General features: G+C 37.4%; 17 protein-coding genes. 1 reads left to right on the forward strand and 16 read right to left on the reverse strand.

What is annotated here, in order from left to right:
- Window positions 1–12 precede the first annotated feature (12 nt).
- From sigB to acpS, 10 genes are all read right to left on the reverse strand, one after another.
- Window positions 13–798 (reverse strand): RNA polymerase sigma factor SigB, encoded by a 786-nt coding sequence (sigB, locus tag MHH95_RS02785; RefSeq protein WP_191701339.1) that lies wholly within the window; start codon window positions 796–798, stop codon window positions 13–15.
- Entirely contained in the window at window positions 776–1,246 is a 471-nt protein-coding gene (rsbW, locus tag MHH95_RS02790) for an anti-sigma B factor RsbW (RefSeq protein WP_191701340.1), read from the reverse strand. Before rsbW ends, sigB begins: the two co-directional genes overlap by 23 nt.
- Window positions 1,246–1,578 carry an STAS domain-containing protein gene (locus tag MHH95_RS02795; protein WP_191701341.1) on the reverse strand — a complete coding sequence of 111 codons (333 nt, stop codon included), beginning with the start codon at window positions 1,576–1,578 and terminating at the stop codon, window positions 1,246–1,248. The genes rsbW and MHH95_RS02795 overlap by 1 nt, the downstream gene beginning before the upstream one ends.
- Before the next feature lie 69 nt (window positions 1,579–1,647).
- Window positions 1,648–2,640 (reverse strand): PP2C family protein-serine/threonine phosphatase, encoded by a 993-nt coding sequence (locus MHH95_RS02800; RefSeq protein ID WP_340726370.1) that lies wholly within the window; start codon window positions 2,638–2,640, stop codon window positions 1,648–1,650.
- A 16-nt stretch (window positions 2,641–2,656) separates the two neighbouring features.
- The gene (locus MHH95_RS02805; protein ID WP_191701343.1) at window positions 2,657–3,055 is read right to left on the reverse strand and encodes an anti-sigma regulatory factor; all 399 of its coding nucleotides are present in this window, start codon (window positions 3,053–3,055) and stop codon (window positions 2,657–2,659) included.
- Window positions 3,056–3,339: 284 nt separating this feature from the next.
- On the reverse strand, window positions 3,340–3,690 hold the full coding sequence (locus MHH95_RS02810; protein WP_191701344.1) for a type II toxin-antitoxin system PemK/MazF family toxin: 351 nt from the start codon (window positions 3,688–3,690) through the stop codon (window positions 3,340–3,342).
- A gap of 4 nt (window positions 3,691–3,694) precedes the next feature.
- The gene (locus MHH95_RS02815; protein ID WP_191701345.1) at window positions 3,695–3,982 is read right to left on the reverse strand and encodes a transcriptional regulator; all 288 of its coding nucleotides are present in this window, start codon (window positions 3,980–3,982) and stop codon (window positions 3,695–3,697) included.
- Between the two features lie 169 nt (window positions 3,983–4,151).
- Window positions 4,152–5,270 (reverse strand): alanine racemase, encoded by a 1,119-nt coding sequence (gene alr, locus MHH95_RS02820; protein ID WP_340726371.1) that lies wholly within the window; start codon window positions 5,268–5,270, stop codon window positions 4,152–4,154.
- 187 nt (window positions 5,271–5,457) lie between these two features.
- Window positions 5,458–6,456 carry a LolA family protein gene (locus MHH95_RS02825; RefSeq protein WP_191701347.1) on the reverse strand — a complete coding sequence of 333 codons (999 nt, stop codon included), beginning with the start codon at window positions 6,454–6,456 and terminating at the stop codon, window positions 5,458–5,460.
- Window positions 6,457–6,521: 65 nt separating this feature from the next.
- Entirely contained in the window at window positions 6,522–6,875 is a 354-nt protein-coding gene (gene acpS, locus MHH95_RS02830; RefSeq protein ID WP_339214377.1) for a holo-ACP synthase, read from the reverse strand.
- 90 nt (window positions 6,876–6,965) lie between these two features.
- Here acpS and MHH95_RS02835 point away from each other — a divergent pair, with 90 nt between their 5' ends.
- Entirely contained in the window at window positions 6,966–7,589 is a 624-nt protein-coding gene (locus MHH95_RS02835) for a rhomboid family intramembrane serine protease (protein ID WP_340726372.1), read from the forward strand.
- Window positions 7,590–7,639: 50 nt separating this feature from the next.
- Here the strand turns inward: MHH95_RS02835 and MHH95_RS02840 are convergent, their stop codons facing one another.
- The 6 genes from MHH95_RS02840 to MHH95_RS02865 form a co-directional block, all read right to left on the reverse strand.
- Complete coding sequence (locus MHH95_RS02840) at window positions 7,640–9,112, reverse strand: PH domain-containing protein (protein WP_340726373.1); 1,473 nt, start codon at window positions 9,110–9,112, stop codon at window positions 7,640–7,642.
- Window positions 9,105–9,584: a PH domain-containing protein gene (locus tag MHH95_RS02845; protein WP_340726374.1), complete on the reverse strand. Its 480-nt coding sequence runs from the start codon at window positions 9,582–9,584 to the stop codon at window positions 9,105–9,107. The genes MHH95_RS02840 and MHH95_RS02845 overlap by 8 nt, the downstream gene beginning before the upstream one ends.
- Window positions 9,585–9,797: 213 nt before the next feature.
- Complete coding sequence (locus MHH95_RS02850) at window positions 9,798–11,357, reverse strand: DEAD/DEAH box helicase (RefSeq protein WP_340726375.1); 1,560 nt, start codon at window positions 11,355–11,357, stop codon at window positions 9,798–9,800.
- A 365-nt stretch (window positions 11,358–11,722) separates the two neighbouring features.
- Window positions 11,723–12,415: an alpha/beta hydrolase gene (locus MHH95_RS02855; protein ID WP_339214382.1), complete on the reverse strand. Its 693-nt coding sequence runs from the start codon at window positions 12,413–12,415 to the stop codon at window positions 11,723–11,725.
- 100 nt (window positions 12,416–12,515) lie between these two features.
- Window positions 12,516–13,886, reverse strand: coding sequence for a UDP-N-acetylmuramoyl-tripeptide--D-alanyl-D-alanine ligase (locus MHH95_RS02860; protein ID WP_340726376.1), 1,371 nt, complete (start codon window positions 13,884–13,886; stop codon window positions 12,516–12,518).
- 12 nt (window positions 13,887–13,898) lie between these two features.
- On the reverse strand, window positions 13,899–14,972 hold the full coding sequence (locus MHH95_RS02865; RefSeq protein WP_340726377.1) for a D-alanine--D-alanine ligase: 1,074 nt from the start codon (window positions 14,970–14,972) through the stop codon (window positions 13,899–13,901).
- Between the last annotated feature and the right edge of the window lie 43 nt (window positions 14,973–15,015).

Consider the following 15,015-nt stretch of genomic DNA (forward strand, 5'->3'; position numbering starts at 1 on the left):
ACTCAAACTTTTTTATAAAGATACGCCACCACTTGCTGCAATGGCATCCTGTAATTTTTTCACAGCTTTTCGCTGAATTCTTGAAACATGCATTTGTGAAATACCGAGTCTTTCTCCAGCTTCCTTTTGACTTAATTGTTCTAAATAGGTTAACTGGATAATTTGTCGCTCACGCTCATTTAATACATTCATCGCATCCGCAACAAGCATTCGGCGGTTTGTCGCTTCATATCCGACATCTTCTCTTCCGACAACATCAAATAATGTTACTGTACTTCCATCCGAATCAGATTCAATCGAGTGATCCATTGATAACGCTTGATAGCTTCGTCCCATCTCCATTGCCTCTAATACTTCTTCATCCTGAACCTCTAAATAATCAGCAATCTCAGTAATTGAAGGAGAACGTTGTAGCGAAGTAGTCAATGCTTCTACTGCCGCTTTAATTCTAGGTCCTAATTCTTTTATTCGTCTAGGAACATGCACGTCCCATGTTTTATCACGTAAAAAGCGCTTTATTTCCCCCACAATCGTTGGAACTGCAAACGCCTCAAAACTCCGGCCAAAAGAAGGGTCAAAACGTCGGATTGCACCTAACAAGCCAAGCATACCGACTTGTACAATATCATCATAATAAGATTTACCATGGGAGTATTTGCGAGCAATCGACTCTACCAATTGTTGATAATGAAGCACAAGGTTTGTCTGTGCTTCTTCACTGCCATTGTCTTGATATTCGGCAATCCAATTTAGTACTTCTTCTTTTGATGAATTTTTAGGTAGTGATTCTTTCGACATTTCCTTTCACCTGCTCTCTCGAGACATACTTCGTCATGAAAACAGTGACGCCACCTTCGTTAGTTAATTTCACTTCATCCATTAAAGTTTCCATTAAAAAAATTCCTAATCCCCCTTCACGTAAAAGGGCTACGTTTTCATCTTCGTGATATGGACCAATCTTTGATTTTACTTCTTCAAAATTAAAACTTACACCATAATCAGCTACCATTATTTCAATTTTGTTTTCAAATAATGCACATCCAATTACAACTTCACCATCTTCGTTGGCTTTATATGCATGGTGGACAACATTTGTTACCGCTTCACTTGTAGCTATTTTTAAATCTTCAATTTCATCATAAGTAAATCCAACTCGCATCGCTAATCCTGAAATTGTCAGACGGATTACACTTACATATTGCGACTTGGCAGGTACTCGAATTTCAATATAGTCAAATGCCTTCATTATTTCAACTCCAATTCCTCGTCTGTCTCAATACTCATCAGTTCACTTAATCCTGTAATTTCAAACAATCTAACTAAACGATTTGATAAGCCCACTAATTTAAGTGATGCATTGTCCCTTGTCACCTTTTTATAAAACGCAACAAAAATCCCTAAACCTGTACTATCCATATAATTTACTTTTGATAAGTCCAACTCAATTACACGGCCTTCAACAATTTGCACCGTTTCCAATTCTTCACGCAATACCGGAGCTGTATAAGTATCGATTTCACCCTCGATATAGCCTCGCAAAACATTACCATCTTCTCTAAATTGAACATTCACATTCATTATTAGACACCTCCATCTATAAACTTAATTACATTACCCAAAACCCTAGGTAACTAAACATATAATTATTTATTTTTTAAAAATGACGACTGTAAAATCATCCTCTAAATCAAACTCCGGCAGACTCTTTAAGTATGCATACATTTTTTCACACATTTCCTGAGCCGTAAAGTGACGATAACTCAATGCTATGTTTTTAATTACATCCCGTGGATCCAGTTCCCCCTGTTTCCGGAAATCTGTTACGCCATCTGTCATCATTACGATGAAATCGCCTTCATCGAGCTGAACTTCGTATTGTGGATATTTAACTTCGGGCATAACACCCAAAAGTAATCCTTTTGATTCTAAATCGAAAAAAGTTCTTTTACTGGAATTATAATATAAAGAGGGCTCATGACCAGCTGAACCGTATGTAAATTTACCATTTTCGACATTGTAAGTTCCATAAAACATTGAGACAAACATACTATCATCTACACTTTTTTCAATAATTCGATTTAACACTCCCAAAATATGAGACGGTGCATTATTAGAGCATTCAAGTGTATCAAGACCGTACTTTACCATCGACATACAAAGCGCTGCCGGAACACCCTTCCCTACAACATCCGTTACCGCTACACTCACATTCGATTTATCTCCCAAAAAATGAACATAATCACCATTCATCTTCCGTATCGGTATTGATACCATTCCGATATCAATATCTTTAAATTTGGGAATTTCCGTGCTCAATATCATATTTTGAATTTTTGTAGCAACATTCATCTCCATACGCAGTTCTTCCTGCTGTTCTAACAAACTTTGATGCTCTTTTAAGGTTAAACCAAAATGGACCATAATCTCAATTAAAAAATCATAGCTATGCGAAATATATTCGGGTAAGTCAGGATAGAGTTGCTCCATCGCATGTTTGTGAATATTTATAACTTCTTCCGGAGCTACTTTCTTCTGGATTAACTGGCGAATAAAGTTTTGGCCAATATATAAATTCCTTTCCGTTTGATTTGATAAAAAGTCCGATAATATTTTTTGATATTGCATTTGCAGCTCTTTCAAATTTTATCACATCCTACTAAACCCATTTTTCAATAATTATAGTCGTTCCTTTTTCAACAGAGGATTGGATATCCATCGTATCCATTAATCTTTTAACACCTGGCAGCCCTGCACCTAGCCCCCCGGAAGTGGAATAACCATCTTCCATTACTTTTTTTATATTATTTATTCCGGGTCCTTTATCTGCCGCTGTAATACGAATACCAACTTTCACGCCCTCGCTAATACGCTCGATTGTCACTTCCCCTGCCCTGGCATATAAATATATATTTCTGGCAAGTTCACTAATTGCAGTCGTAATTCGAGCCTGATCTACCGCGCCAAAGCCAATAGCTTTCGCTTCGTTTCGTCCAAGTTGGCGTGCAGCTACAATATCCCATTCTGTTATAATCTCTACGGTAGATTTCGTCTTCATCATAGTGCCTCCAATTTCCTACATTTTCATTATAAGGAGTTAATACACATTATCAATTTTCGGAATTATTAATCTTTTTTATTATAGCATACGGTATGTTTATAACTTAAATTTGATTTCAAAATTATTTTTAATTAGAAGTATATCTATATAAATACTCGATGTATTTATTGTAAACTATTTGTTATATTTTTACATGATTACAGCTACTATTTATAAAATAATATTATTGTGAAGATAATAAAAAGCATCGAAACCATAAGTTTCGATGCTTTTTTTATGTATTAAAATTTTACGAGTCCTAAACTAATATTGAGCGCGATATCGACTTCCTGCATTAGTTTTGTGTCAAGCTGAGTAATCCGATCTGTTAATCGTGACTTATCAATTGTACGCAATTGCTCAAGCAAAATTACCGAATCGCGTTCAAAACCATACTTTTTCGCATCGATTTCTACATGTGTAGGTAATTTTGCTTTTTGAATTTGCGCAGTTATTGCAGCTATTATGACAGTTGGACTGAAACGATTTCCAATATCATTTTGTATAATAAGCACGGGTCTAGTCCCGCCTTGTTCTGAACCTACCACTGGTGATAGGTCAGCAAAAAAAACGTCTCCACGTTTTACAATCAACTTGTCATCCCCCGCTTACGAGACGCTCCACCATATGTTCCGCTTCATACTCTGCATGCAAGCACTCACTGCAAATTGTCAGATTAATTTGCGACATTTCCACATAGCCCTTTATTAAAGCTTCCCGTATTTGATTTGGTTGCATATGCTTTGTATATTTTTGAGTCGCCAAATACGCCATCATATAACCACTCTCAGTATTGCGTCCAAACGTTCTTTCAAATTGAGTAACTAGCTCATTTGGTATGTCAATTACCACTTCTTCTACTTCTACCAATTCCTTCGCGTACAAAACAAGCACCTCCACCGAACATCCCATTTCCCATTAATTCTATCATTGATTACCTACAATGAAAAGACAGGAAAATAAAAAAACTGACAATTCTCGCTATTAGGGGGATAAATGTGAACATATTTGTTTCGATTTTTTGGAATTTTTTACAGTAAAATTACATCGAAATTTATTTGTATACCCTAGGAACTCTAGCTGTAATCACGCATGGTACTTCATAATTAATCGTTTGGAGTTTAGTTGCCCAATCATCCATTGTGATTTGTTCATGCTGTTGGCGACCAATCAATACAACTTCTTCTCCTACATTATATGCTGTTGGCAGTAAAATCATACTTTGATCCATACAAATTCTACCGACAATTTTCGCCTTTTTTCCTCCAACAAGCACTTCTTGACCTTCGAGCTTACGAAGCATGCCATCCGCATATCCAATCGGAATCGTACCAATGTAGCAATCTTCCTCTAACGTATAAGTTGCACCATAGCCAACCGATTGCCCTGCATGCATTTTTTTTATATGTATGAGTTCAGTATGTAGTGAAAATGCAGGTTTAATTGGAAACGGCATTTTAGAACCAACAAAAGACGAAGGTAATAATCCGTACATCGAAATACCGAAGCGAACCGCATCATACTGTAAAGACGGCTCTTTAACTAAAGTGGTAGCAGTATTTGCCACATGGACTAGTCTTGGTCTTTTTGGCAATACACTCAAAAAGTCCTTAAATAGGGTTACTTGGTTGTCAAAGTACAATGAATCTTCTTCATCTGCTGTAGCAAAGTGTGTAAAAATACCATCCAAAATAAAATCATCGGACATAACAATTGCTTCGTACAATTCCAGTAAATCTTCTTTCGTAGAGACTCCAATACGCCCCATACCTGAATCAACTTTAATGTGAAGCTTTAATTGATTTGCCAAAGGTATATATTGTTTTACCGTTTCTATCCAGCTTGTTGAAAATACGGTAAGGATAATATTTTCCTGGGAAGCATAAGGAGCAAAATTAGGTGGTGTAGCACCCAACACTAAAATATCAATATCCTTAAAATTTTCCCTCATGTGTACAGCTTCATCAGGTGTTGCTACAGCTAGCATCGTTGCTCCTGCCTGAATAGCTGTTCTTGCCACTTCTACATCTCCATGCCCATATGCATTCGCTTTTACTACCGCAATAATTTGAATGTCTTTGCCAATATATTGGCGTAATGAAATGAGATTATGTTCGATTGCTTGTAAATCAATAATTGCTTTTGTAGGTCGGTAATTTATTGGTTTTTCCATTTTGACTTTACCCTCTTTTTAAAAGTATAAACACCCCGTAAATGTTAAGAAAATTATGGCATACATTTCACTTCGAATAAAGCTAAAATTAATACAAAAAAATAACATCTTGCACAAGTATGTGCAAGATGCATCTTTTTTAGAAGACATATAGCTAGGTTCGCAATAAATCATCTGTCATGGCAATTTATTTCATACTACTTTGCTGCACACTAGCTGCCACTTCCAATAATTCCTCTTTAGATAATTTTGTAGATGCGATAAAGAATGTCATGCCATCCTTATCCCACTGAATAGAATGATCTGTAATTGCGCCAATCGTGTAGCCTAAATCAGCTGGATCCCCAGGTGAGAATACAGGCAACACCATGTTGTCATATTGAATTGGTTGCTGCATTAATGTAAATGGTTTTTCACCTTCAAACGTTAAAATAACACGGGAATTGCCATCTTCTTTAACCTCATACTCTTCTGTCAACTTAGTATGTGCCCAGTCAATTGTTGGATAGTATACACTGAAATCTGTATTTACAACATCAGCTGATGCTGCCTTTTTCTCTTCTTTTTCAGTGAACTTTTCTACTTCATAATCCTTTGCGGTATGTTGTACACCTAACTTAATTTCTCCAAATGTAATAACAACCTGCTCTTGTAAAGACTCGTCTAACACACTAACTTTTGTCGGAAGCATTGTTTTCTTATCAACCATAATTTGCTGGATAGGTAAAGCTGTTTGATCTACATTCCGTGTAGCCAGCTCAAATGTATAAGTTGAATCATCTTCTGTCATAACAGCTTTTGAATCCGCCATTAAATCATCTGCAAGCGTTCCAATAATATAGGCTTGACTATTTTGTTTCGGCCACTCACTCTGGAATTTATGCGTTTTTCTAAGAGCCGGAGTTACAACAAATACCCCTTCTTCATTACGAACAATTAACTGCTGTTCCGTTTCTCCTTGCGGGTTAACTGCTACTCGATAAAAATCCGGTTTCGTATGCCATACTTTCACATCATAAATTCTCGGCTCAGCCCCAGTACGTACTTCCATCGAAGCACTTAATTCATAACCCTTTGCCTCATTCCATTTCTTGTTTACATCTTCAATCACTTCATCTTTCGTTGCTTTCCCACACGCCGCCAAAAATAGACAACAAACGACAACAACTAGCAGTCGGAGTTTCAAAGTTTCATCCTTTCGATTAACTTTTTCGATAAATTACTATATGAACGAATGAGGGCATGTATGTATTATTGCATTAAGATTACTTGAGCAGCTGCCGTTGTTCGAGTATGCGTAATAGAAATAAAGCCATTTACCAGTTCGCCATCAAAATAGAGGACTGGTTTTCCTAGCCCATCCTTTAAAATTTCCATTTGATGGAGTTCACACCCTTTACCAATTCCTGTACCGATAGCTTTTGAATATGCCTCTTTTGCAGCGAAGCGCCCAGCCAAAAACTCCACTTTCCGAGCTGGTGATAACTCATCGAAAATAATTAATTCGCGTTCCGTTAAAATACGTTGTGCAAATTTTGCAGAACGCCCTAACATCTTTTCAATTCGATCCAATTCTACTAAATCTAAACCAATACCTTTAATCAATTAGTAGCTCTCCCTTTCATTTGAACATTAGTCCAATGTATAATGAATATTAATTTGTATTATTTTATATCGACATAATTGAGGTGGAAAATGTTTATTCGCAGAGAAAATTTCAAACAATACATTACGTTATATCCAATTGTCTCGTCAATCATTGCGATTAATTTAATCGTATACACCTTGACATTAATTCCCTCATTAGGAAGGGAAATACTTATTGCAGGCGCTAGTGTGAATGGTCTAATTGCCGCTGGTGAGTGGTGGCGTATTATTACGTCAATGTTTTTACACGCTGGATTTATGCATGTTCTTTTTAATATGTTCTCACTATTTTTATTTGGTCCGGAGCTGGAGAAAATAGCTGGTAAAGTTCGTTTTTTAACGATTTACTTTTTAGCAGGAATTTTCGGTGGTGCTGCTACATTTGTAACACAGGCCCCAGATTACGCTAGTGTAGGGGCTAGTGGTGCGATTTATGGTATATTCGGTGCGTTTGGGGCACTCATTTATTATACGAGACATTTATTCCCACAACTAAAACAAATCATGCTACCATTAATCGTCATTAGTATTATCATGACTTTCGTAACGCCTAATATTAATATCAGTGCTCATTTAGGCGGGCTTGTTACCGGCTTTATTTTAGGATTTGTTTATTTTAATCCCAAAAATATGGTTCGTTGGCGCAACAACTCTATAAAACGAGTAAAATAAAAAATAGGATGTGTGAAAAAGGAACCACCTTTGCACACATCCTATTCTTTTTAATATTCGTACCAAGTTAATATCTTTTCAACTTCTTTTTGGTCTATATGACGAACCGTCGCCGAAGCCCCTGTCATCCCAGACATAACTATAATTTTCGCAGAACCAATTTTACGGCGTTTTTGGAAATAGGTTTGACTCCCCTGCGTTACCTGTACACGTTTTTTTAAAGCAAAAAAGGTAACACGGCTAATCATGCGAGATACAATTGTAATTTGCTGACCTTCAATTGTATAGCCCGTTGTTTTAAACTGCCATCTTCCTAACAAAATTATCGGTAATACCAATAGTAAGGACAGTAATCCATATGGATAGAAAAAATAAGAAATAGCGGCTATCAATGGTACGAGCCAAATAAAATCTATCCTGTAGAAAAAAGGTAATGCTTTTTTAGGAGGCTGAATTGCTTCCACAAGGTGAAAATCATATTCAGGAAATAGCTCAGCCAATGGTTTTAAAGCTTCCTTTTTTGCAATTAACGGAAATAATATAATTTTCTTATCTGCTTCCCCACTAAATCCTCCACCAGCACTTTCCACTGCAATCGATGCTAAGCCCAGCATTTGCTGGAATGGATTTTCCACTAGTTTAATTGCCTGTACACGATTTAACGGGATTGTTACACGTTTTTTTTCAATTAACCCTCGAGTAATAATTAAACGATTCTGCTGTTTACTCACCGTGAAGTTATAATAATTTAAAAATGTAATCCCCACGGATATTATCCACGCTACCATGAGCGCAAGAGCAATCAGTATCATTGCCGCGATAAAGCTGTATTCCATTAAAAATGCCACTTCATCATATATCGCATCAAATGGAATAAATTCCGCAAATTGCGAGAAGACAGCAAAAACCCCGGCCAGTACTACGCCGATTCCACTTGAAGTGCTTGCCAATAATAACAGTTCAGGGACCTTCATTTTGTGTAGAATAGTTGAAGGCGGTTCTTCCTCTTCTACTATTTCCATTAATTCACTTTCAATCGGTGTTTTTTGCTTCGCTTTTTTCATTTGGATTTCCACATCATCCGCCGCTGCTCTCGTAACAGCAGTTAACTCAGCTTCAGGCTTACCACTTTTGCTCCCCGCCGTTTCTACCTGCACTTGAACAAGCTTAAAGAGGCGATGGAAAATCCCTTCTTTGTAATTTAAATTTTGAATTCGATCGAATGGAATGTAACGCTTTTTCTTTACGAATAATCCGTATTCAACCCGCAGTTCGCTATCTTCATACCAGTATACAAACGTCCACCATTTAATAAGACCACTCACCATCGTACCGAAGACGACAATCACTAAAATAAAAAGTGGAATCATTTCACTGAAAAATGTTTCACTGCGATAATCCAAATTAATATTAAAGCCATTTGCAACTAAGATAATCACAATCGGAATCAATAGGTCTTTTAATGCTTTTACCACGTTAATAATAGCTGTAACAGGGTGAAGTTTAAATTTTTCGTTAGACATCATCTTCCGCCACCCTTGCAAGTTCAGAAATTTTTGTCCGTAGTAAGTCGGCTTCCTCTACTTTTAACATCGGAATCGTATGTACAGTTGCAGCTGAAGAAATGGAAATATTGGCTAACGTATATTTTTTTAAAATCGGACCTTGTTCCGTATCTACATGCTGAACACGCACCATTGGTATTAATGTTCGTTTTACGACAAATAACCCACTTTGAATCTCGATTTCCTGCTCTCTCACTTCATAGCGCCAAATCCTCCAACGTACACGAGGAAAGACAGCGATGGAAAAAATAATGGATAAGACTACAAATGCAATAGCAACCCACATAATCCATTGGGGCCAATCAAATGTCACCACTAGAAATATAACTCCCGCGACAAGAAGAGCAATGAATATAGTTTGAATTAGCCCATATAATCGCCAAACAGTTTGTGCTTTTTTCGGTAATTGGTATTTCGGTTGTTCTCTCACAAGCTTTACACCTCTTTCTTTCTATTATGCTATACGGTTCAACCTCTTAATTGTTTCATAGTTCCCATATAAATGATGTTAAAAATTTTCCATTACCTTATATAGTATAGATAAATGGTACTTTTGTTAAATAATTTATGAAAAGTTTATATTCCTATCGTTTTATGTAAAAAAAACACACCAACGAAAATTCGTTGATGTGTTTGAATGATATTAGTCTTCGCGACGTGGACGAGGACGGCGATCACGAGATCCTTCACGACGAGCGCCACCTTCACGGCGACCTCCTTCGCGACTTCCTCCGCCACCACTACGGCTTCCGCCACCGCCACCTTCACGACGGCGATCTCCTCCGCGACGGTCTCCACCACCACTGCGGTTACCACCACCACGGTTACGGTCATTGCCACCGCGGCCACGGCCACCACCGCCGCCTGAACGCTCACGGCGCATTGGGAGTGGACGCTCTTCAGATAATGATACTGGAGTTGCATCAGGTTCTTTTGTAATTGATTTTAATGCAGCTGCCACTAAATCTAACGCTTCGTTATTTTCTAATAACTTAGCCGCTAATTCACGGTAACTTCCTAAATCATTATTTTGAACTAGTTCCACCAACGATTGCATTGCATCTTCTTGTAAGCCTACTAATGCTTCTTCTGATGATGGTGGACGTAAAGGAGTCATACGTTTTTTCGTAGTTTCTTCTACGATACGTAAGTAACCCATTTCACGAGGTGTTACGAATGTTACTGCAACACCCGATTTACCTGCACGACCTGTACGGCCGATACGGTGAACGTATGATTCCGGATCTTGTGGAATATCAAAGTTATAAACATGTGTTACACCTGAAATATCTAAACCACGAGCCGCTACGTCTGTTGCGATTAAAATGTCGATTTTACCTTCTTTGAACTGACGTAAAACAGAAATACGTTTTGCTTGTGATAAGTCACCGTGGATACCTTCTGCTAAGAAACCACGTAAACCTAACGCTTGGCTTAACTCATCAACACGGCGTTTCGTACGACCGAAAATGATTGCTAATTCTGGTTTTTGAGAGTCTAATAAACGAGATAATGCATCGAATTTTTCACGCTCTGTTGCTTTTACGAAAAATTGTTCAATATTTTCCATTGTTAATTCTTTTGCTTTAATTTTTACTATTTCAGGGTCTTTCATAAATGTCTCTGCAATTTTACGGATTGCTGGAGGCATTGTCGCTGAGAATAGTAAAGTTTGACGAGTCGATGGTACATTTTCTAAAATCGCATTAATATCATCAATGAAGCCCATGTTTAACATTTCGTCTGCTTCGTCTAATATTAATGTTTGAACTTCGTCTAATCGTAATGTACGACGGTTAATATGGTCTTGAATACGACCTGGTGTTCCTACAATAATTTGAGGATTATTTTTCAGTGCACGAATTTGACGGCCGATTTCTTGACCACCGTAAACTGATAATAATTTTACACGTTTATCATAGCCTAATTTATAAAGTTCTTCTGATACTTGAATTGCTAATTCACGAGTTGGAGCAATTACTAACGCTTGAACATTTGGGTTTTTTGGATCGATTTTCTCGATTAATGGAATACCAAATGCAGCTGTTTTACCAGTACCTGTCTGTGCTTGACCTAATACGTCACGACCAGCCATTGCAAACGTAATTGTTCCTTCTTGGATTGGTGTTGCTTCTTCAAACCCCATACGCTTAATAGAGCGTAATGTCGATTCACTAATGTTTAATTCTGAAAAATTTGTCAAACTCTTCAATCTCCTTTTTCCTATATAAGTTGACAAATGGTTACATTTTCAGATGAAATGGCGGCAAATTTCGAGCCATTGTATGTGGAACGTTTCCGTTACTTAAAAAATTCTCTCTGCTTCACATGCAGAGTCTCTTATATGAAAAGGAAAGCCCGGTCATTGCCGAGCGGTTCAATTCTACCGTTGTTATTTGTTCTAGCTTTTTTAAAAAAATAGAATAAAACCGTTTATCAAAAAAAAGTACTCTTCATCAAAAAGTCTGAAGAGTCTTCGCACAAAATGTATCCATTGCTCTTAATAGTCTAACATGGGTTGTAACGGTATGCAATGATAATGCTTGTATCGAATAGTCTGACATTTATTCACGTTATAAATTTGAACACCGCATCGAACCATTCGTCACAATCATCACTATAACAAATATGGTGCTTTCCACAATCTGAAATATACATTTGCTTCTGCAGTGAGGGAATTTGGTTGTATAAAATCTGTGCAGTCGTATTCGGTACGATGCCGTCCAGCCTTCCTTGAACAATAAAGGTTGGGCATTGAATGTTTTTTATATAAGGTTCCGTCTTTTTGACGACTTTCATAAATTCAACCGTCGCCGATAGTGGGACATTTTTGAATTTATCTTTATAGCGTGCAAACAATTCGTTTTCTTCCAGCTTTTTATGAACCATATCTTGAGCAATTGCCCGAACATCTTTCACTAGCTGGGGTGGGTCTATATACTTAATCGCAGCACTCAATAACACTAATTTCTTTACTGGATAGCGGATTGATAAATACATACCAATAACTCCGCCCATTGAAAAACCAACAACAATTACTTCATCTACTTGCTTTTTTAGCTGACGATAAGCAATTTCCGCTTCCATCATCCAATGCTCAGCTTTATAGCCTTTCATCGATAAATGTTCTGCATCCCCGTGACCTGAAAATGTAGGAACACTTATAACCCAATCTGTACGTTGTTGTATATAATGCACAAAAGGTTGCACTTCATACGGTCCACCAGAAAATCCATGTAAAAAAAGTACGCCTGTTATCATCAATTCACCTACTTTTATTGATGTTCTTATAAATATAATAAGCGACTCTTTCCGTAGAAAAAAGCTTCCGCGCTTTTAATAAAAAAAAAAAACGAGTTAGCTATGCCAACTCGTTTGATTGAATAATTTTCTCCAACTGCATTCCTCGTGAGCCTTTTACTAAAATTATGGACTCACTCGTAGCATTTAATTTAATTTTATTTATAATCGGATCATAGTCTCGCTCAGAATATATTAAGTGCGTTGCATCAAATTTAGCTTGCAGCTTTTCATATAGCCATTTCATGCGCGGACCATATAGACAAACATAGCTGATTTTCTGATCGTTTATATAGGCAGCCACTTCTTCATGCATCGACTGCTCATCATTCCCTAACTCCAGCATATCACCGAGGACAAGCCATTTTTCCTTACGAATTGTCGTTTGCTCGATAAATTGAATAGCAGCGTGCATCGAAGTCGGTGCGGCATTATATGCATCATTAATAAATAATAGCTCACCTACTGAAATAAGCTGCATACGCATATCCGTCAACACAACTTGCTTTAATGCTTCTCGAATTTGCTCATCCGTTAACCCTAAAGCTCTACTTACAAGCATCGCATTTAATGTATTTTTTACCTGATGCTCTCCTAAAACAGATATAAAGAAGTCTCCATTAATGGCTCCTTCTACATGAAAGCTACTGCCTTGTGCTGTCGCTACAATATTAGAAGCCACTAAATCTTGGCTTCGTGTAAAACCGAACGACTGCGTTTTTAAATTTGGCGTTTTGGCAACAAGACTTTGCAATAATGGCTCATCTCCATCAAAGAAAAGCAAACCTTCCTCATTTAAACCTTTTACTATTTCAAACTTCGCTTTTGCGATACCTTCTCGCGACCCTAAATCTTGCATATGGGCTTCACCGATATTTGTAATAATTACATAATGCGGGCGTGCAAGTTTAGTTAAAAATTCAATCTCTCCGAAGCCACTCATACCCATTTCCAAAACGGAGATTTCTGTATCTTCATCAAGCTGTAAAATTGTTATCGGCAAACCTAATTGGTTATTAAAATTACCAATCGTCTTTTGCACTTTAAAATACGGAGAAAGAGTTCCCGCCAAAATGTCCTTAGAGGAAGTTTTCCCATTTGAACCAGTAATACCGATAAATATTGCTTTATGCTCATTACGATAACATTCCGCCATTTTTTGCAGTGCCTGTTCCGGATCATCTACAAATATTAACGGTAGATTCTCCGGTGGGTTAGGTTCATCTTTCATCCACAATGAAGCTGCTGCACCTTTTTCAAATGCCTGTTCCACAAAGCGATGTCCATTTACAGCTTCACCGCGAAAAGGAATAAATAAATCACCTTTAGCGATGGTGCGTGTATCAATGGAAATACCTGTGACAACCGTATCAGGAAATGATTGATTTTCTATCGTTAGCCATGTTGCAAGCTGTTGTAATTTTTTTTTCACTTTTTATCCCACTCAATCTCTATTGTATTGAAGCTGTTGTTTTTCAGTATGGCGCTCTAACGCTAAGTTAATAAGTTCCTTAACTAGTTGAGGATATGTTAGATCTGTATGCTGCCATAGCAACGGGTACATACTAACCGGTGTGAAACCTGGCATAGTATTTACTTCGTTAATGTAAATTTCATTGTTATCCGTTACGAAGAAATCCGCTCGGACTAATCCTGCTCCATCAATTGCTTTAAACGCTCTTTTCGCCATATCCACTAAGTCTGTATAGACATTTGCTTGCAAATCGGCCGGAATAATCAAGGCTGTTGAGCCGTCCTTATACTTTGAATCATAATCGTAAAAATCTGTCATTGGCTTAATCTCACCCGCTACAGAAACGTTTGGAGTATCATTCCCTAAAACGGCAAGCTCGATCTCACGTGCTTTAATACCTTGTTCGATGACAATTTTGCGATCATACTGCAATGCGAATTGTACTGCTTTTTCCAACTCTTCCGCATTAGTTGCTTTACTGATTCCAACACTAGATCCAAGGTTAGCCGGTTTTACAAACATAGGGTAACCTAATGCTTTTTCGCATTTATTAATCCATGCTGTTTTATCATGCTCCCACTCACTACGAATAAAAGATTCATATGGTACTTGGGGTAAATTCGCCATTTCAAATAACTGTTTCATTACTACTTTATCCATACCGGCTGCAGAACCAAGAACACTATTTCCTACATAAGGAATATTCAAAACTTCTAAAAAGCCCTGTACAGTTCCATCCTCGCCGTTCGTGCCATGCAATAATGGGAAAACTACATCGAATGGATTTTCCATATGAGCATTTATGAATTGCGTTATATTATTTTCAGATTGCTCTGAAGTCGTTGTAAATTGTAATTGTTCAATTGTTTGAGCGGGTTCTGTTAATTGAGGTCCAACACGCCATTCACCCTTTAATGTAATAAAAATCGGAAAGACGTCAAACTCATTAAAATCTACCGCCTGCGTTACAGCCTTTGCAGTAGATAGTGATACTTCATGCTCGGCAGACTTACCACCATATAATAAACCGATTCTTTTTTTCATTCTTTTGACCTCCAGTTTTTACTAACGTTATTTTATCACGAAT

This window comes from Solibacillus sp. FSL K6-4121 (genome assembly GCF_038002585.1).
GTDB lineage: Bacteria > Bacillota > Bacilli > Bacillales_A > Planococcaceae > Solibacillus > Solibacillus faecavium.